The following is an 18787-nucleotide window of genomic DNA, read 5'->3' as shown; positions in this document are numbered from 1 at the left end:
GACGCTGCTTGTCTTCTGCACAAAGCCCACACGCCGATCTGGTCGGTGCGCTGTACCGCGACCACCGCGGCTGGCTGCTCGCCTGGCTGCAACGCAGCATGGCCTGCCGCCAACGTGCCGAAGACCTGAGCCAGGACACCTTCGTGCGCCTGCTTGGTCGTGAGCAACTGGAGACACCCCGCGAACCCCGCGCGTTTCTGGCCGCCGTGGCCAAGGGGCTGATGTTCGACCACTTCCGTCGCACCGCGCTGGAACAAGCCTACCTGGCCGAACTGGCATTGATCCCTGAAGCCGAACAGCCCTCGCCAGAAATGCAGCACCTGATCCTTGAAGACCTCAAAGCCATCGACCGCCTGCTCGGCAAGCTGTCGAGCAAGGCTCGCGCGGCGTTTCTGCACAGCCGCCTGGACGGCATGGGCCATGCCGAGATTGCCGAGCGCCTTGGCGTTTCGGTGTCGCGGGTGCGCCAGTACATCGCCCAAGGGATGCGCCAGTGCTATGTAGCCCTGTATGGGGAGCCGACGTGAGCAACGTCCCGGTTTCGTCCCGGGTCCTGGAAGCCGCGATTGCCTGGAAACTCAGCCTCGGCGACAGCAGCAGCACGCCTGATGAGCGCAATGAATTCATGCGCTGGCATGCCGCCAGCGAAGAGCACGCACGTGCCTGGCGCCAGCTCGGCGCCATGGACCAACGCGTTAGCGCGGCGGCTGGCCCGGCACGCCAGGCGCTGCTGCAATCACGCGCCAGCCTGCGGCGACGCATTGGCAAGGTTGGCGGCGGGCTGGCTGGCACGTTTCTGCTCGGCGCGCTGCTGGCATGGGGCGGCGCCCCGTCGCTGGCACCCAGCTACTGGCTGGCTGACCAGCGCACCGCCACGGGAGAGTTGCGTACCTTGCGCCTGGAAGACGGCACACTGCTGAGCCTGAACACCCACACCGCCGTGGACATCGACTACGCCGGCGCGCAACGGGTGATCGTGCTGCACCAAGGCGAAATCTCGGTCGAAACCGGCCACCAGGACTCGCGCCCGCTGCTGGTACGCACTGAGGACGGTCGTTTGCGGCCACTGGGCACACGCTTCCTGGTGCGCCGCGAAGCCGGCGGTACGCGCCTGGAAGTGCTGCAAGCCTCGGTCGCCGCCATGCCGCATAACAGCGGCGACGAACAGGTGCTGCGCGAAGGCCAGCAGGTGTTGATGAACGCCAACGGCCTCGGCGAGGTTGGCACGGTGCCTGCCGGTGCCGATGCCTGGACCCGCGGCATGCTGGTGGTCGACAACGTACGCCTGGGCGACCTGCTCGCCACACTGGGCCAGTACCGCAGCGGCTACCTCGGGGTGGATGCCAAGGTCGCCGACCTGCGTGTGACCGGCAGCTTCCCGCTGACCAACACCGACCTGGCGCTGGCCTCGCTGGTGCCGGCGTTGCCGGTGAAGATCGAGCGGCATACGCAGTGGTGGGTGAACGTCACTTCCAAATAGGCCGGGCCTGCTGACCAAATTCCACCCGCCGCTCACCGTTGCCGCCACCACCGTATTCGCGGGTAAACCCGCTCCTACCACGGTGGTGGGCACACATCACGGTCGGCGTAGGAGCGGGTTCACCCGCGAAGAGGCCGGGCCTGCTGGCCAATTTCCACCCGCCGTTCACTGTTGCCGCCACCACCGTATTCGCGGGTAAACCCGCTCCTACCACGGTGGTGGACACACATCACGGTCGTCGTAGGAGCGGGTTCACCCGCGAAGAGGCCGGTGCTGGCAAACCCCCTTTTAAATAATTCTCAATATTTTTCAGATTCACCCTGTCACTTTTCAGATCTCGCTCGGCAAGGAAGCAGCAAGCACTTACCCGTCGAGGAACCGCCGCATGTCCCGTGCCGTTGATCATATTCTGCGCCCCAGCCTGATGGCCCTGGCCATCGGCCTGGCTGCCCCGCTGACCAGCCCTGCCTTGTTCGCCGCCGAGCAATCCATGTCGCGCGCCTACAACCTGCCCAGCGCGCCACTGGCCACCACCCTCAACCAGATCGCCAGCCAGGCCGGCATTGCCTTGGCCATCGACCCGGCACTGGTCAGCGGACGCACCTCGGCCCCGGTAAGCGGCCAATACGACGGCCTGGGCGCCCTGCAAGCCGCCCTGAGCGGTACCGGCCTGCAGTTGCAGCAGAGCAGTGCGGGCAGCTACAGCCTGGTGGCCGTGCCGGATGGCACACTGGCCTTGCCGGAAACCACCGTGAATGCCACCAGCGCCAGCGAAAGCGCCTGGGGCCCGGTTGAAGGCTACGTGGCCAAGCGCACCGCTGCTGGCACCAAGACTGACACGGCACTTGTGGAAGTCCCCCGCTCCATCTCTGTCGCCACCCGCGAGCAAATGAAAGACCGCGGTGTACACAGCCTGGATGATGCAGTGCGCTACATGCCAGGCATCGTCTCTGCCAGCTTCGGCAGCGATACGCGGTATGACTGGATGCGCGTGCGCGGCTTCGAGCCAACACAATTTCTAGATGGGCTACCGCTGCCACGCGGCGTGTATGCCAACCCGAAAGCCGAAACCTGGAACCTCGACCGCCTCGCCCTGCTGCGCGGCCCGGCCTCTTCGATCTACGGCCAGACCCCACCTGGCGGCCTGCTGGACATGGTCAGCCGCCGTCCGCAAGCGGAAAGCGCTCACGAAATCGAGCTTCAATACGGCAGCGACAACCATCGCCAGATCAACTTCGCCAGCACCGGCAAGATCGACGATGAAGGTCGCTTTCTCTATGGCGTCAGTGGCGTTATCCGTGACAGTGGCACCCAGATCGACCACATCGACAACAAGCGCTACAACATTGCCCCAAGCCTGACCTGGAACATTGACGAAGACACGACGCTGACCTTCCTGACCCAGTTCACCCGTGACGATACCGGTGCCACCAGCCAATTCCGGCCCATCCAGGGCACCAAGATCGACATGCCGTTCGGCAAGATCTCGCACCACAAGAACCTGGGTGACCCGGATTACGAGTTCTACGACCGTACTTACTACGCGCTGGGTTACGCCTTCGAACACCGCATCAACGACGTCTGGCAGTTCCGCCAGAACCTGCGCTACACCAAGTCAGACCTGTCGTTCCAGACCATCACCCCTGGCAGTTACTACGAGCCCGGCGGCCCGGTCAAAGACGATGGCACTGTCAGCCGCATGTCCACCAACACCGATGAAGACATCAGCCAGTTCGCGGTGGACAACAACTTCCAGGCGGACTTCGCTACCGGGGACATCAACCACACGCTGTTGATCGGCCTGGACCACCAGCGCATCAACACCAACTACCTGTCGATCTTCGACTTCACCGTGCCGGACAGCAACGTCAACAACCCGGTCTACGGGCTGCCGATCACTCGCCCGGATCGCTCGACCGCGTTTTACGACTACAACCAGAAAACCCGTCAGACCGGCCTGTATGTGCAGGACCAGATGGCGCTTGGTAACTGGCGCCTGACCTTGGGCGGTCGTGAAGACTGGGTGCACACCGGCACCAAGTTCTTCAACCAGGGCGATGCCACCAATACCCAGCGGGACAAGAAGTTCAGCGGCAACGCAGCCATCAGCTACGTGTTCGACTCGGGCTTCGTGCCGTACCTGTCCTATGCCGAGTCGTTCCAGCCGTCCAGCAATGCCAGTGTGTCGGCCTCGGACTCGTTCAAGCCCACCGAAGGCAAACAGTGGGAGCTGGGCGTGAAGTATCAGCCGCCGGGGTCCAACACCCTGTTGTCGGCAGCCGTGTACGACCTGACTCAGAAAAACGTCTCGGTCACCAACACGGTCGGTGGTGTGACCATCACCAGCCAGACCGGTGAAGTGAAAGTCCGCGGCCTTGAGCTGGAAGCGGTTTCCGATGTGACCGACAACCTGAAAGTGATTGCCGCCTACACCCTGGCCAAGTCCGAGGTGCAGGATGGCGATTTCAAAGGTAACCGCCTGCAACTGATGCCTAACCAGCAAGCGTCCATCTGGGGCGACTATACCTGGCACTCGGGCGTGCTCGACGGCTTCGGCATCGGCCTGGGCGCGCGTTATACCGGTAATACCTACGGCGACCAAGGCAATACCTACCTGGGCAAGGCCAAGGCCTACACCGTCTTCGACGGGTCGGTGCATTACGACCTGGGTCGCCTGAACGGCAGCCTGAAGGGCGCGTCGGTCGCGGTCACCGCCACCAACCTGCTGAACAAGGACTACCTCTCTACTTGTGACGCGTACTACTGCTACTACGGCGATGAGCGCAGCGTTGTCGCCAGCGCCACTTACAAGTTCTGAGTGAGCTGGGGCCGCCTTGCGGCCCCGGGTTCCAACCGACAACAATCGGTACCGTGATGAAGAGCCCCACCATCCGCCGCTGGTCCTTGATCCACACCTGGAGCAGCCTGGTCTGTACCCTGTTTCTGCTGTTGCTGGCAGTCACCGGCCTGCCGCTGATCTTCCACCACGAACTCGAACACCTGCTAGGCGACGCCCCTGAACTGCGTGAAATGCCGGCAGGCACCCCGCACCTCGACCTGCAGCAACTGGTGCTCAAGGCCGAACAACATCGCCCCGGCGAGGTCATGCAGTACTTCGGCTACGATGAAGATGAGCCCAACGGCGTGGTCGCCATTACCGCCGCCACCGCCGGCACCGACCCCAACCTGTCGCACACCTTCATGCTCGATGCACGCACCGGCGAGGCGGTGGCCATGCCGGCCGCCAACGGCGGTTTCATGATGGTGATGCTGCGCCTGCATGTGGACATGTTCGCAGGCCTGCCGGGCAAGCTGCTGCTGGCCTTCATGGGCGTATTGTTCATTGTCGCGATTGTCTCCGGCACCGTGCTCTATGCGCCGTTCATGCGCCGCCTGGAATTCGGCACCGTACGCCACAAGAAGTCCCGCCGCCTGCGCTGGCTCGACCTGCACAACCTGATCGGCGTGGTCACCCTGGCCTGGGCATTGACAGTGAGCGTGACCGGGGTAATCAGTGCCCTGTCCGACCTGGTCATCGCGGCCTGGCGCAACGACAGCCTGGCTGCGATGGTTGCCCCCTACCGCGACGCCCCGCCGCTCGTCGAGCGCGCCCCAGCCACTCGCCTGCTGGACATTGCCGAACAGGCCGCGCCGGGCATGCGCCCGGACTTCATCGCGTTTCCTGGCACGCGTTTCTCCAGCGAGCACCACTATGCGGTGTTCATGAACGGTGCCACCCACCTGAGTTCGCACCTGTTCACGCCGGTACTGATCGATGCTCGCACCCTTGAAGTGACTGCCGTCGGCAACCGTCCCTGGTACATGGATGCCATGGGCCTGTCGCAGCCACTGCATTTCGGCGATTACGGCGGGCGACCGATGCAGATCCTCTGGGCGTTACTGGACGTGCTGACAATCATCGTGCTCGGCAGCGGCCTCTACCTGTGGTGGGGCAAGCAGCGCAAACCCAGGGAGGCACGCGCATGAGCCACAGGTCTCACGCCACTGCACGCCTCTTCGCCTGGCCAGCGTTGATTGCCCTGCTTGGCTTCCTGGGCCTGTTCGCCGCACTGCTCGGCGACGGTGGCTGGGACGTTCTGGCATGGGCCGGCCTGGGCCTGCCGGCCCTGCTGAGCCTGCGCGGGCTGCTCTGGCGTCGGGGGCGCTAGCCCGCTACCACCCCGCAACCGCAGGTATTGCCAAGCATGGGGTTTTCCTCAACCAAGGAACCGCCCCATGCGCCCCCTCGAACAACTGGAACAGATCGACCGACAAATCGGTGGCTTGCTCGACGGCCTTCCGACCCTCGACCTTCAACACCCCATCAACCCCGACACGCGCACCTGGCTGCACGGCGAACTGGCCAGCTTCTGGACCACGGCCGATGAGCAAGGCGAAACCCCCAGACAAAAGCTGCTGGCACTGCGCAAGGCGCTGATGCTGGCCGAGGTTGAACTGCGCCTGGGCGACGAGACCTTGGGCTACCGCTCAGCCGATCAACTATGGGCCTGCCTGCAACAGCCACTACCCTCCCAGCGCAGGCATATGCCCCTGGCCAAAAGGCCACAGGTCTACCGCGTTCTGCTGGAAGGCCTACGGCCCAACTGGCGAAGCTACCTGCCAGGCACACTGATCATCGCTGCCGGTACCGCCGAAGGCCCTATGCTCACGCCTCAGGATGCCGCAGGCGCTGCTTTGCTGTGCAGCCTGTCACAAGGCATCGAGGCTTTCGACTCCCTGGGCGCACTGCACCAGGAGCTTTGCGAACGCCTGGAAGACCCACTCCAGAGCAGACCGCTGCTGCATCTGTACACTGACACGCAGGCGGACCGCGCTCGCCGGTCACAGCGCCTGCGCTATGACTGGTACGCCGACAGCCTGCTGGAGGCCCAGATCGACAGTGTGATAGAAGCCCAACGCCAACGCCTGAGTGACACCGGCTTGTGGAGCAACGGCTCACCCGACCAGCACACCCGAATACATAAAGCCCTGGCGCTATGGCCCGAAGTCGGCGCCAAACCCATCCTGCAAACACGCTACTCTCAATTGCTTGAGAAGAATCTGCCCAACTGGCTGCGCAATACATCTGCGCAAGGCCTGAGCCATATGATGCAGGCCATGCAAACGCTGGTGGCAATCGCCGAGCAGGCTGCTGCCCCGGGAGTGCTGAGCCTTAACGACTTCAAACAACGCAATAGCCTGCTGGCCTGGGCCAACGCACGCCTTCGCGAGCACCTGAGCCATGACCTGGGGTACGACACAGATCCTCGCGAGATCAAGATCGTGGTCGTACGCGCCCGCCGCACGGGCGCCATCATGCATCCCTTCGCCCTCTCATCCTATGTCACCTATGTAGGCATGCGACGCGTGGGCCACGAGATGGTGGAGATGGTCGAGGAAATCAACACCCTCGAAGAGATCGCCCTCAAGAACTTGCCGTGGTTCGATACCGACTACTGGCTGACTGCCCGGGTGATCCATGCCCACGGCAAAGCCATGCCCGCCGGGCTCACGCCGCAGTATGTCAAGCACATGGTCCGGGAACTGAACGTGGGTGACAGCTACGCAAAGTACCTGCACACCCAACTGATCAGTTCCAGAGCAGGCAAATGGCGCCTGACTGCGCACAGCAAGGTCAACCATGCACGCATGCACGCTGAAGCCGTGAAGGCGCGCTACGCCGGACACTTTGGCGAAGACCCTTTCGAACATGGCTACAACTGGGTGCGCGCAGTGCTGGACCAACCACACAATGCCTTGCGTGCGCCAGTAGCAGGCTACCCGGTCACTGTTCGGCAGTTGAACATCATGGGCCATACCCTGCAGGGCGTGCTTCTGCTCAACAGCCTCCCCTACAAGTCTCCGGCATGCGTGCTGTACACCCCGGATGCCCCGGACCGCAGGGCCTGGCGCCGTTTTCGCACGACCCGCGAACTGCTTCGCACATTGCGCCAACAGCCCACGTTGAGAGCATACGTAGCCCAGCGCCTGCCATTGCTGCCTGCCGCCACGGTGGAGCGGCTGCTGGAGAAGGGTCGCATGAGCACACATTTGACGACACCCGAGATCAAGGACGACCTGTTCTTCGTCTACTACATGGCCGAAGCCCGGGCGCTGATCGCTCAGGCCGATGCCGAAAGCATGACGACCAGGGAAGTGAATGTGGAGTCGGTCATGGCGCTGAGCTGGCGCTTACTGGACTTCATCAGCCTGCTGCTGCCGAACCGTGCGCTGCTGGTGCTGTCGATCGGCCGCATGGCAATCGATATCTGGGACGGCGCCGAGGCCTTCAAGCAAGAGGATGTCGAAGGGGTGATACGGCATGCCTATCAGGCGCTTAGCCACATCAACGATGCGGGAACCAGTTTTCTGGGTTCCAGAGTGCTGCGCCGATCCCTGCGCGGGATCCCCAAACAACCGCCACTGCCGCTGCCCGCACGCCTCCAGGTACAACCGGGCAGCAGCAGCCTGCGCTATCGCATAGACGGTATCTACGGTGAAGGTGTCTACGAGCAAAGCTCGGCGTTTGGTGGGCAATCGCTGTACTTCGTCAAGGACAACGACAACCGCTATTACCGGGTCAGCTTCGACGGCTACCGCTGGCGAGCCATCGACCCTGACCAGCCAGATGCCTATCTGCAGCAACCGCTCAAGCGCAAAGCCGACGGGCAGTGGGTCATCGACTCACCGGTGCTCTGGTACGACGGGCTGCCCGACCTGACACAATTACTGCAGGACTGCTATCTGCAAACGCCTGTGGACGGCCTGCCGGTAAACATCGAACAAGGGCTTTTTCAAGCTGACGATCAGCTGTACCTGGCGCTCGAGGACGGGCAGTTGCTTGTGCGCCGCCACCTGCTGCCGGATCATTACCACTTGCAGCTTGCCATCGCCAGCGACGCCGGCGTGGTGCCGTGGGCGGTGCTGCGCCACGAAAACGGCCAGTGGCTGATACGCGTTCGCCAGGCAGGGCGCAGCAGTGACTGGCTGACACTGCCAGATCAACCACCGCCGGCCCACTGACAGCCGGAACCGGCGGCCTCAGTCGACCAGTTTTGGCAACAGCCGGTCCAGCCGCTGATGCAAGGCACTGCCATTGGGCCAGTTGCGCAGCAGCCGCGCCCGGTCACGGGCATAGGCCGGTGCGAAGCTGAGCTGGGTGGCGTGCTGGCACATGGCATCGAGGTCGATCAACGACCACTGGCCGTTTTGCCAGAACAGGTTATGGCCTTTGAAGTCGCCGTGGCTGATGCGCTCGCGAATCAGCTGCTGCATCACGTGCACCAAGGCATCCACCTGCTCCTCGGGCGCATCGCCGCTTTCGACGTAGGGCGCGAAGCATGCCGTCAGGTCCGGGCCGTCGACATACTCGGTGACCAGGTAAGCACGGCTGCGCAGGCCCAGCACCCGCTGCTCCAGCACCGCGAGGGGGCGTGGCGTGGCGATGTCGAGGAATTCCAGGCGGTGACCTTCAATCCAGGAATGCCAGGCCCGGCTCGGGCGCCAGAAGCGCTTGAACCAATGTGCGGTGTTCTTGATGTTGTAGCGCTTGATCACCAACGGGCGACCATTGACCTCGATGCGCGCCACGCTGGCAGCGCCACCGGTCTTGTACAAATGGCCCTTGTCGATCAGCGCATCGGCCTGCTCCAGTACTGGCTGCATGGCCTGGACCTCACTGCGGCGGATCGCCTGCAAACCCGAGAGGGTGCGCTGGACGCTGAACAGGCTGCACTCGCGGCCAGCCTTGTCCAGATAGTCCTTCTGCCGCCAGTGGCGCACCTTGTCCACCTGTTTCTGCAGGGCTTCCAGCGGCAACGCATGCTCGGCATTGGCCAGCAGGTAATGCACCAGCAGCTCTTCGATGAACGGCTCCAGGCGCTTGGGCAACTGGGCGAAGAACACCCCGAGGTTTTCCAGCACGCGTGGACGCGACAACTGCTGACCGGGTGTTTCCGCCCTGATGCCCGCACCGTCGATCAGGTACAGCTTGCCGGCATGGCGCAGCAGGTTGTCCAGGTGCAGGTCTTCCTGCCAAAGGCCTTGAGCGTGCATGTGCGCCACAGCCGTGAGCGCTTCGCCCAGTACCAGGTGCTGCTCGTCCGCCAGCACTGGCAGGTTTTCCACTGCGGCCCAGGCATCGGCCAGGCTTTGGGCACCGTCAAGGAACTCGAACAGCAGCCAGCCGCCCTCGCCTTCCTTGAGGCCGTCGGCCAGTAGCGTCGGTGTGGTCAGGCCTTGTTCGGCCAGCAACTTCACACCCTGCAGTTCGCGCTGGAAATGCCGCGCGGCGTTACCACCGACCAGCAGCTTCGCCAGCACCGGTGTGCCACGCCAGACACCAGCGCCCACATAACGCTGGCCCGGCAGCACACGCAGCAGGGTGAGCAGTTGCAAGTCGGCACTGCCGGCGGCATCAACCAACGTGATACTCAGGGGCAGCGTCGGGCTGCGCCCGGCATCCTTCAGTTCAGACAAACGCATCAGCGAGCCTCTTTTTCACGACGGCGTTGCGTCAGCCGTTGCAGCCAGGTGTCGACCAGCGCGCCGTCAGCCGGCTGCCCCAGGTAGGTCGCCAGCAAAGTACGTACATCCTGCACGCGCCAGGCCTGCGCGCGGCGCAGCAGCGGCTCCAGGTCCTTGAGGCGGTCACGCATGCCGAACAGCAGCGGCCGGGTCTTTTCCAGGTCGATCAATTGCGCGTCCCAACCCTCACGGCGTTGACGCAGGAAAATGTGCTTGGGGTAGAAGCAACCATGCACCTGGCCGGCGCTGTGCAGGGTGCGCGCCAGCTGACCGCAGGCCTGCAGGATGCCAGTGCGCTCGGCTTCACCCAACCGCGGCCACTGCGCCAGCAGGCTGTCGAGGTCGGCCCATTCGTCCAGAGCGCGGGTCATCAGGATAGCCCGGTGCTTGCCGCCCTGCTTGCGCTCGCCGTAGAACACCGCCTGCAATGCCGGAATGCGCAGCTTCTGGTAGCGACTGATGTTGCGGAATTCGCGGGCGAAGGTGGGCTCGCCGAACGGCCGGTGCAAGGTACGGGTCAGGTAGTCGCTCTGGCGCTTGAGGTAGTAGCCCTTGCCTTCGAGTTCCAGACGGAAGACGCTGCTCCAGCCACCACGGCCGGTGTTGGGTTCGTCCACAGCATCAAGTTGCAGCGCCCACAGTGCCTCGAAGTTGTCCAGGCCATGGCGCTTGAGCAGCGCGAGGTCCGCGCTGGCCAGGTAATCGGTCATTCCCTTCCCTCGAAAAAGCCCAGTACCCGATGAATGCGCTTCTTGTCACGCACATTCAGCCGGTCGCGGCCACGGTATTGAAGGTAGAAGCGCAGGCGCTGGGTAGCTGACAGGTGGTATTTGGCCACTTTGTCCAGGCATGCCAGGTCCTTGATCATCCGGTGGCGCCACATGAAACCGCGCCAGAAGTCGCCGGTGGGGCAGTCGATGAAGAATAGCGTGCCTTGGTCATCGACCAGCAGGTTGCGCCACTTCAGGTCGTTATGGGCAAAGCGGTGTTGGTGCATGACCCGGGTATGGCGCGCCAGTTGACGGCTGACATGGTCGACCCAGCTGCGGTCGGCCAAGCGCGCATCGTTGTTATCGGCCAGGGCCGACAGGTCTTCGGTGTGCGGCAGCTCACGGGTGATCATAGCGCCACGGCCAAAGGCCAGGCCGTTGCGCTCCAGGCCCCAGGCCACGACTTCGGCAGTGGGAATACCCCATTTGGCGAACTGCTTGAGGTTTTGCCATTCGGCCTTGATGCGTGGCCGCCCCAGGTACCGGCGCATGTGCTTGCCGGCCCCGGTGTAGCGCTTGACGTAGTAGTTGATCCCGTCACGCTCGATGCGTACCACCTCACTGAGCGGGTCGCGGGTCAGCCGTTCGCCCTGGAGGGCGAACACCGCGTCGAGGCTGCCGAAGTCCGCCGCCAGGTGTTCGTACCCCGGCGCCAGTGTCCAACTCGCCATCAGAGTGCGTCCCCATAGCGTTGCTTGCGATCGTAGAGTTTCTGGGCCTTGCGCTCCAACCAGGCGAGCAGCGCGGCTTCGTCCTTCAGCACCTGCCGCAGCGGACGCTGGAAGTAACCGCGCAGGAAGCGCAGCTTGTCGCGTTGGGTCAGGCCAATGTCCAGGGCCGAAAAGTACAGCGCAGCCAGGTCTTTGTCGCGCCAGCGGCGGCTGATTCTGGCACGGGTTTGCGCGCGGTGCAGGTCGATCACCGACAGTTTGAAGTCATCTGCCGTCACCGGTCGGTCGGTGTGCAGCAGAAAATGGCAGATGTAGCAATCACGGTGGTTGACCCCGGCGCGGTGCATCCCGCCGGTCATCTTCGCCACCTCGGCGATCAGTGCACGCTTCAGGCGCGGCTCAGGCGGCTGCTTGACCCAGTCGATGCTGAAGTCTTCCAGGCTGATGGTCGGCGCCAGCTCTTCAGTGATGATGAACGAGTGCTGCGCGGCCGGGTTGCTGCCACGCTCGCCATAGGCGACTGCGGTCATGGTAGGCACACCCACCTCATGCAGGCGCTGGATGGCCTTCCACTCCTGGCCGGCACCGAGCACCGGCAGCTTGGCGGTGAACAGGTTCTTGAAGATCTCGCCCCAGCCGATGCCACGGTGGATCTTGACGAAAAAGCCCTCGCCAGCCACTTCGGTGCGCAGCGTGCGGCGCCCTTCCAGCTCGCGATAGACCTCGCCTTGCAGCGCCTCCACGGCGTCGAAGGCATCACGCCCGGCCCACAGGCGTTTGAAGGGTTCGGCCAATATCAGCTTCATGCGGTTTTTTGCCCCAGGATCACGTCGGCAGCATGCTGCGGCATGCTGTACAGATCGGCGCTATCAGCAAATGCCAGGCCATTGCGCGACCAGCTGGCACGCGCCTGCGGGTCTTCGAGCATGCGCTGCAGATAGCCGTTGAGCTGATCTTGTTCGAACGGCTCGTCCAGCACCAGGCCGCTGTCGGCCTCGGCAATGTAGTGGGCATAACCGCACACCTTGGACACCAGCACCGGCAAGCCGGCGACCAACGCTTCGAGCAGCACCGTACCGGTATTCTCGTTGTACGCCGGGTGAATCAGCAGGTCGGCGCCCAGCAGGAAGCGCGGGATATCGCTGCGGCCCTTGAGGAACTGCACCTGGTCGCCCAGGCCCAGGGTAGCGCTTTGCAGCTGGAATACCTTGGGGTCGTCCTGGCCGATCACCATCAGCCTGGTGCGTTTGCGCAGGGCCGACGGCAGCGCGGCCAGTGCCTTGAGGCTGCGGTCCACGCCTTTGGTCTTGAAGCCTGAGCCAATCTGCACCAGCAGCAGGTCGTCATCCCCAAGATTGAATTCCTTGCGGAACTCGGCGCGGATCTCGGCGGCATTGGCCGGCGCACGGCGATCCTGGGAAATACCTGGCGGCAGCAGGTGGAAGCGTTCTACCGGGGTGCCGTAATGCTTGATGAACAGCGGCTGCTGCACTTCGGAAATCATCAGCACTTCGGTATGGGCGTCCTTGGCAAACACCGCACGCTCGTACTCGGCAAAGTGCCGGTAGCGGCCCCAGCGGCGGTACAGGCCACCGCGCAGGGTCTGCGCCTTGTCCTCGAAGCAGCCGTCGGCGGCGTAGTACACGTCCAGCCCCGGCATCTTGTTGAAGCCGATCAGGCGGTCGACCGGGCGCTTGGCCAGGTCGGCGGCCATCCAGGCGCTGAGCTTCTCGTTGCGGCGGTGGTTGAAGATCGCCTTCACCGGCGCCACCAGCACTTCGAAGCCCGGCGGAATGTCACCCTCCCAGATCAGCGTATACACACGGATCTGGTGGCCCCGCTTCTGGCATTCCAGGGCAATGCGCATGAAATCGCGCTGCAGCCCGCCGAAGGGGAAATATTTGTAAAGCACGAAAGCCAGTTGCATCAACGGACATCCTCAGCCAGCAGCAACGCGCTCAAGCGGCTCGCCACATGCTCGGGATTCAGGCGAGTGAAGCACAGTGGCCACTCGCGTTTCAGATCGAACCGGGCCAGGTCATCGGCGCTCGGTTTGTAGGTGCACTTCTTCTGCAGGCAGGGAGCGCAAGGCCAGTCACTGGCCTGGTGAATCTGGGTCCGTCCGTAGGCGCCAGTCAGGCCCGGGTTGGTTGGGCCAAACAGCGAAAGGGTGGGCACATCGAGTGCCGCCGCCAGGTGGCCAAGGCCGGTATCGACCGCCACGCAGGCCTTTGCCGCCGCCAGAACACGAGCGACGCCGGCAAGGTTCAATTTGGGGAGCACCTGGCAGTTGTTCAAGCCTTGGGCAATTCGCTCGGCCCGCGCCTTCTCAGCCGGATTACCCCAAGGCAGGCGCACTTCCAGCTTGCGCCGGCCCATGCGCTCGGCCAGTTCGCGCCAGTAGGCTTCGGGCCAATGCTTGGTCGCCCAGGTGGTGCCATGCAGGAACACCACATAGGGCGCAGCCGGGGGCAGTTGCAGGCGGTCGAGGTCCAGGCCGTAGTTGCCGATGCCTTCTGGCAGGTCATAGGCCAGGGCCATGGCAAACAGTTGGCGTACCCGCTCCACCGCGTGCTGGCCGGTAGCGACCGACAGAGGCCGGTCGTAGAAGCGGCTGGCCCAGCCTTCGCGCGCCGAGTAGCGGTCCAGGCCGGCTACGGGTGCCTTCACGTAACGGGTCAACCAGGCCGACTTGACCAGGCCCTGGGCGTCGATCACAAGGTCGTACTTGCGCTCGCGCACGCGCTGCTTGAACGCCTTCCACTCGCCACTCTTGATGGTTTGCCAAAGGTTCTTGCGCCAGCGACGGATCGCCACCGGGATGACCTGGTCGACCGCGGGGTGCCAACTGGGGATTTCGGCGAAGCCTTCTTCCACCACCCAATCGAAACGGATGCCGGGAATGGCATGGGCGGCATCGGTAAGCGCCGGCAGGGTGTGGATGACATCCCCCAGCGACGAGGTCTTGATGATCAGTACCCGCACTTAGTCGACCTCGGCCACGGTATCGATCAGGTCCGGTCCGCTGAGGCTGTGCAGGGCGGCAATCACTTTGCCCGGTTCCAGCAGACGCAGGCAATTGTAATGGCCGAAGCGACAGGTGCGGTCAAAGCACGGGCTGCACTCGATACCGGTGCGCACCACTTCCACCTGTTCGGCCAGCGGTGGGGTGAAGCCGGGTGAAGTCGAGCCGTACACCGCCACCAACGGACGGTTCAGCGCAGCGGCCACGTGCATCAGGCCGGAATCGTTGGACACCACGGCATGGGCGCAGGACATCAGGTCGATGGCCTCGGCCAGCGAGGTCTCACCGGCCAGGTTGGACGACTCTTCACGGAACCCCGGAATCAGCCGGTCGCGGATCTGCTCACCGACCGGGTGATCGTTCTTCGAGCCGAACAGCCACACTTGCCAGCCTTGGCGAATCATCGCATCGGCCACAGCGGCATAGTGCTCTGCCGGCCAGCGCTTGGCTTCGCCAAACTCGGCGCCAGGGCACAGCGCCAGTACCGGACGGTCCAGTTCCAGGCCGAACTTGGCCAGGGCGGCGTCACGGCTTTGCGCTTCGATCTGCAGGTTGGGGCGCGGGTATGGCTGCGGCAGCTCAGCGCCGGGTGCGTAAGCCAGGGCCATGAAGCGCTCGATCATCAGCGGATAGCGGGCCTTGTCCAGCTTGCGCACATCGTTCAGCAGGCCGAAGCGCATTTCACCGCGCCAGCCGGTGCGTTTGGGAATGCCGGCAAAAAAGGGCACCAGCGCCGACTTGAGCGAGTTGGGCAGCAGGATAGCCTGGTCGTACTGGCCGGCCAGGGACTTGCCGATGCGCCGACGTGTGGCCAGCTCCAGCGCGCCGTGACCGAGCGGGAAGCTCAAGGCCTGACGCACTTCAGGCATGCGTTCGAGGATCGGCCGGCTCCATTCAGGGGCCAGCACGTCGATCACGCAGTCGGGGTGCTGCTGTTTCAGGCACTGGAACAGGGTCTGCGCCATCACCATGTCGCCGACCCAGCTGGGGCCAATGATCAGTATTCTCATGCTTAGTCCAGAAACGCTCGGGGAGGCTACAGACTGCGGTACAGCCTGGCCTCCCCTCTTTATATTCAGGCTATGTGGCCGACAGTGTAACACCGGTGGTGAGGCATGAGCCTTTGGGGCTGCTTTGCAGCCCTTTCGCGACACAAGGCCGCTCCCACAAAAGGTACTGCATACGCCGGCCAATGGTGGGAGCGGCCTTGTGTCGCGAAAGGGCCGCACAGCGGCCCCAACAATCTCAAGTCAGCCCCAGTTCACCCCAGATCCGCCGCACTTCACGGCGTTCATCGGCAAACTGTGCCGCATCGATCACCCCGGCCTGCTTCTGCAGGGCCTGGCGGTGGGAGGCCGAGCGGAACGCCTTGTACACTTCACGCAACAGCACCGCGTCACTGGCCGGCATCAGGTTCGCCTGCTCCAGCTCTTCCAGAATGCGGATGTTATCGGTCCATCGAAGTATGGCCGGATGGTCATGGGACCAGGCCAAAGCGGCGTATTGCACCATAAATTCGATATCGACGATACCGCCGGCATCCTGCTTGATATCGAAGGGTACACCGGCGTCGAAGGCGTTCGCCGCGGTACCGGCAGCCGTAGCCTTGGTACCGAGGTTGTCACGCATCTTGGCGCGCATTTCACTCACCTCACCGCGCAGCTTTTCCAGGTCGCGGGCCTGGCCCAGTACCTTGGCGCGCACACCTTCGAACGCCGCACCCACCTGCTTGCAACCCACCAGCACGCGGGCCCGCACCAGCGCCTGGTGCTCCCAGGTCCAGGCTTCGTTCTGCTGGTAGCGCTCGAAGGCGCCCAGCGAGCTGACCAGCAGGCCCGAGGCGCCGGACGGGCGCAGGCGCATATCCACGTCGTACAGTTGGCCCGAGTTGGTCTGGGTGGTCAGCAAGTGGATGATGCGCTGCCCCAGACGCGTGAAGAACTGCGCGCTGTCGATAGGCTTCGCACCGTCGGTTTCCGCCTGCGGATCGCCATCATGGATGAAGACCAGGTCCAGGTCCGAACCGTGGCCGAGCTCCAGGCCGCCCATCTTGCCGTAACCGATGATGATGAAACCCGGGTCGCACAGGCTGCCGTCGCTGCGCTTGGGTTGGCCGTGGCGGGCCACGGTCTGGCGCCAGGCCAAGGCCAGCACCTGGTCGAGGATGGCTTCCGCCAGCCAGGTCAGGTAGTCGCTGACTTTCATCAACGGCAGGTTGCCGCTGATTTCCGAGGCGGCCACGCGCAGGCTGTGGGCCAGCTTGAAATGGCGCAGCGCCTCCATCTGCTGCTCCAGGTCGTCCTCGGGGATGCGCGTCAGGCGCTCGCGCAGCTCGCTGGCCAGTTCTGGCGCCAAGGGCGGGCTGAACAAGCGGCCCTCATTGAGCAGTTCGTCGAGCAGCAGCGGGTAAAGGGCAATCTGCTCGGCAATCCACGGGCTGGCGGCGCACAGCGTCAGCAAACGGCGCAAGGCACCGGGGTTTTCGGTCAGCAGTACCAGGTAGGCAGAACGCCTTGCCACAGCCTCGACCAATGGCAACACCCGCTCAAGTACCAGGTCGGGGTTGTCATGCTCCACCGCCTGGGCAAGCAGCCGTGGGATGAATGCGTCAAGTCGCTCACGGCCGATGCGCTGCATCGAGCGCAACTGCGGGCTGGAACGCAGCCCGGCCAGGCGCCTCAAGGCTTCGGCGGGTTGCTTGAAGCCAGCCTCTTGCAATTGCCGGCCAGCGGCTTCTTCATCCTGCGCCTGCTCCCACAACGGCGACCACTCACCACCCACCACCAGTTCGCCTTCGCCGTCTTCATCATCCGGGTCGGCAATGACCTGGCGGAAATGCCAGTCGATACGGCCTCGCCAGTACATCAGCTGGTCGTGGAAGCTCTGCCAATCGGCAAAACCGAGCACATAGGCCACGCGAGCCTGATCGGTCTCACCTTCCGGCAACATTTGCGTCTGGCGGTCGGCGATGGCCTGGATGGCGTGCTCGGTGTAGCGCAGGAACTCATAGCCCTCGCGCAACTCGGCCACCACTGCTGGCGGCAGGTAGCCTTGGCCTTCCAGGGTGGCCAGCACCTTGAGCAACGGCCGCTGCTGCAGGCTGAGGTCACGCCCGCCGTGGATCAGCTGGAAAGCCTGGGCAATGAACTCCACTTCGCGAATACCACCGGCACCCAGCTTGATGTTCTCGGCCATGCCCTTGCGCCGCACTTCCTGCTGGATCAGCTGCTTCATGGTGCGCAGCGCTTCGATTGCGGAAAAGTCCAGGTAGCGGCGGTACACGAACGGGCGCAGCATCTCCTGCAGCTGCGCGCCGGCCGCCTGGTCGCCGGCCACCACCCGCGCCTTGATCATCGCGTAACGTTCCCAGTCACGGCCCTGGTCCTGGTAGTACTGCTCCAGTGCATTGAAGCTGAGCACCAGGGCACCCGCCGAACCATAGGGACGCAGGCGCATGTCAACGCGGAATACAAAGCCGTCGACGGTAACCGGGTCCAGCGCCTTGATCAGCCTTTGGCCCAGGCGCGTGAAGAACTCCTGGTTATCCAGCGAGCGCTTCACCCCTTCGGTTTCACCGCCCTCGGGGAAACCGAAGATCAGGTCGATGTCCGACGACAGGTTAAGCTCTACCGCTCCCAGCTTGCCCATGCCCAGCACCACCATGTGCTGCGGCTGGCCGCTGCGGTTGCCGATGGGCGTCCCGAATTGCTGGCAATGGCGCGGGTACAGCCATTGGTAGGCTTCGTCGATGGCCGCATCGGCAAGGTCCGACAGGTCGCGGCAGGTTTCGCCAAGTTCCGCCTGACGGGTAATGTCGCGCCAGATAATGCGCAACTGCTGGCGGTTGCGCGCGCGGCGCAGATTGCGCGCCAGCTCGTCCTCGCTCTGTGCCGCCTGGGCTGTTGCGGCGATTTGCCCGCGCAGCTCACCCGGGGCGTATCGCCGCTCCAGCTCGCCACTGGCCAGCAGGGCGAACAGCATGGCGGGCTCGCGCTGGGCCAGGCTGAGCACGAACTCGCTGGCAGCAGCCACCTGGTCGAACTGCTGCCGGTGCAGCGGGCTCCAGGCCTGCAGGTCGAGTTCGGGGTGGCCGGCCACGGCATCGCTGATGAACTGCTGGTTGCGAGTGACCAGCGGCTGCAAGGTGGCAGGCAGATCGGAGGGCAAAGGTAGGCGCATGGTCTATCCTTGATCGGCGTGAAATAGAGGGGAAAAAGCGGCCAAGGGGAAGCCGGACCACGGTTGGACTGTCGTACAAAAGTTGGAAATAGCTGAAAAAAACGAAAACTTGGCAACAAACATCAAGAACCACCCG

General features: G+C 63.7%; 14 protein-coding genes. 6 read left to right on the top strand and 8 right to left on the bottom strand.

The features are described from left to right. Window positions 1-8 precede the first annotated feature (8 nt). The 6 genes from KW568_RS01675 to KW568_RS01650 all read left to right on the top strand — a co-directional run bounded on the left by KW568_RS01675 (window position 9) and on the right by KW568_RS01650 (window position 8503). Window positions 9-527, top strand: coding sequence for an RNA polymerase sigma factor (locus tag KW568_RS01675; RefSeq protein WP_003255629.1), 519 nt, complete (start codon window positions 9-11; stop codon window positions 525-527). Beyond that, window positions 524-1480 (top strand): FecR domain-containing protein, encoded by a 957-nt coding sequence (locus KW568_RS01670; RefSeq protein WP_003255630.1) that lies wholly within the window; start codon window positions 524-526, stop codon window positions 1478-1480. The genes KW568_RS01675 and KW568_RS01670 overlap by 4 nt, the downstream gene beginning before the upstream one ends. 385 nt (window positions 1481-1865) lie before the next feature. Next, window positions 1866-4298, top strand: coding sequence for a TonB-dependent siderophore receptor (locus KW568_RS01665; protein ID WP_003255632.1), 2433 nt, complete (start codon window positions 1866-1868; stop codon window positions 4296-4298). A 56-nt stretch (window positions 4299-4354) separates the two neighbouring features. Beyond that, window positions 4355-5467, top strand: coding sequence for a PepSY domain-containing protein (locus KW568_RS01660; RefSeq protein WP_004576367.1), 1113 nt, complete (start codon window positions 4355-4357; stop codon window positions 5465-5467). Then, window positions 5464-5649 (top strand): hypothetical protein, encoded by a 186-nt coding sequence (locus KW568_RS01655; protein ID WP_003255635.1) that lies wholly within the window; start codon window positions 5464-5466, stop codon window positions 5647-5649. Before KW568_RS01660 ends, KW568_RS01655 begins: the two co-directional genes overlap by 4 nt. Window positions 5650-5716: 67 nt before the next feature. Further along, window positions 5717-8503 carry a dermonecrotic toxin domain-containing protein gene (locus tag KW568_RS01650; protein ID WP_004576366.1) on the top strand — a complete coding sequence of 929 codons (2787 nt, stop codon included), beginning with the start codon at window positions 5717-5719 and terminating at the stop codon, window positions 8501-8503. 18 nt (window positions 8504-8521) lie between these two features. Here the strand turns inward: KW568_RS01650 and KW568_RS01645 are convergent, their stop codons facing one another. The 8 genes from KW568_RS01645 to glnE all read right to left on the bottom strand — a co-directional run bounded on the left by KW568_RS01645 (window position 8522) and on the right by glnE (window position 18651). Further along, window positions 8522-9964 (bottom strand): lipopolysaccharide kinase InaA family protein, encoded by a 1443-nt coding sequence (locus tag KW568_RS01645; RefSeq protein ID WP_004576365.1) that lies wholly within the window; start codon window positions 9962-9964, stop codon window positions 8522-8524. Beyond that, complete coding sequence (locus KW568_RS01640; RefSeq protein ID WP_003255640.1) at window positions 9964-10716, bottom strand: lipopolysaccharide kinase InaA family protein; 753 nt, start codon at window positions 10714-10716, stop codon at window positions 9964-9966. Before KW568_RS01640 ends, KW568_RS01645 begins: the two co-directional genes overlap by 1 nt. Then, window positions 10713-11447: a lipopolysaccharide kinase InaA family protein gene (locus KW568_RS01635; protein WP_003255642.1), complete on the bottom strand. Its 735-nt coding sequence runs from the start codon at window positions 11445-11447 to the stop codon at window positions 10713-10715. The genes KW568_RS01640 and KW568_RS01635 overlap by 4 nt, the downstream gene beginning before the upstream one ends. Further along, window positions 11447-12253 (bottom strand): lipopolysaccharide core heptose(I) kinase RfaP, encoded by an 807-nt coding sequence (gene rfaP / locus KW568_RS01630; protein WP_003255644.1) that lies wholly within the window; start codon window positions 12251-12253, stop codon window positions 11447-11449. The genes KW568_RS01635 and rfaP overlap by 1 nt, the downstream gene beginning before the upstream one ends. Beyond that, on the bottom strand, window positions 12250-13374 hold the full coding sequence (locus tag KW568_RS01625; RefSeq protein WP_003255647.1) for a glycosyltransferase family 4 protein: 1125 nt from the start codon (window positions 13372-13374) through the stop codon (window positions 12250-12252). Before KW568_RS01625 ends, rfaP begins: the two co-directional genes overlap by 4 nt. Continuing rightward, window positions 13374-14432 (bottom strand): lipopolysaccharide heptosyltransferase I, encoded by a 1059-nt coding sequence (gene waaC, locus KW568_RS01620; protein WP_003255648.1) that lies wholly within the window; start codon window positions 14430-14432, stop codon window positions 13374-13376. The genes KW568_RS01625 and waaC overlap by 1 nt, the downstream gene beginning before the upstream one ends. Further along, entirely contained in the window at window positions 14433-15482 is a 1050-nt protein-coding gene (gene waaF / locus KW568_RS01615) for a lipopolysaccharide heptosyltransferase II (protein WP_003255649.1), read from the bottom strand. Window positions 15483-15717: 235 nt separating this feature from the next. Further along, a complete protein-coding gene (gene glnE, locus KW568_RS01610) occupies window positions 15718-18651 on the bottom strand; it encodes a bifunctional [glutamate--ammonia ligase]-adenylyl-L-tyrosine phosphorylase/[glutamate--ammonia-ligase] adenylyltransferase (protein ID WP_003255650.1) in 2934 nt (977 codons plus the stop codon). Window positions 18652-18787: the final 136 nt, after the last annotated feature.

It is taken from the genome of Pseudomonas sp. HD6515, from assembly GCF_024971855.1.
Taxonomy (GTDB): Bacteria; Pseudomonadota; Gammaproteobacteria; order Pseudomonadales; family Pseudomonadaceae; genus Aquipseudomonas; species Aquipseudomonas alloputida.
Note: the sequence above shows the minus strand (reverse complement) of the source record. Positions and strands in the feature narration are given on the sequence as shown.

Bases quoted from the DNA above. Each gene is read 5' to 3' on its own strand.
- KW568_RS01665 (WP_003255632.1), top strand. From the start codon at position 1,866: ATGTCCCGTGCCGTTGATCATATTCTGCGCCCCAGCCTGATGGCCCTG.
- KW568_RS01660 (WP_004576367.1), top strand. From the start codon at position 4,355: ATGAAGAGCCCCACCATCCGCCGCTGGTCCTTGATCCACACCTGGAGC.
- KW568_RS01655 (WP_003255635.1), top strand. From the start codon at position 5,464: ATGAGCCACAGGTCTCACGCCACTGCACGCCTCTTCGCCTGGCCAGCG.
- KW568_RS01650 (WP_004576366.1), top strand. From the start codon at position 5,717: ATGCGCCCCCTCGAACAACTGGAACAGATCGACCGACAAATCGGTGGC.
- KW568_RS01645 (WP_004576365.1), bottom strand. From the start codon at position 9,964: ATGCGTTTGTCTGAACTGAAGGATGCCGGGCGCAGCCCGACGCTGCCC.
- KW568_RS01640 (WP_003255640.1), bottom strand. From the start codon at position 10,716: ATGACCGATTACCTGGCCAGCGCGGACCTCGCGCTGCTCAAGCGCCAT.
- KW568_RS01635 (WP_003255642.1), bottom strand. From the start codon at position 11,447: ATGGCGAGTTGGACACTGGCGCCGGGGTACGAACACCTGGCGGCGGAC.
- rfaP (WP_003255644.1), bottom strand. From the start codon at position 12,253: ATGAAGCTGATATTGGCCGAACCCTTCAAACGCCTGTGGGCCGGGCGT.
- KW568_RS01625 (WP_003255647.1), bottom strand. From the start codon at position 13,374: ATGCAACTGGCTTTCGTGCTTTACAAATATTTCCCCTTCGGCGGGCTG.
- waaF (WP_003255649.1), bottom strand. From the start codon at position 15,482: ATGAGAATACTGATCATTGGCCCCAGCTGGGTCGGCGACATGGTGATG.
- glnE (WP_003255650.1), bottom strand. From the start codon at position 18,651: ATGCGCCTACCTTTGCCCTCCGATCTGCCTGCCACCTTGCAGCCGCTG.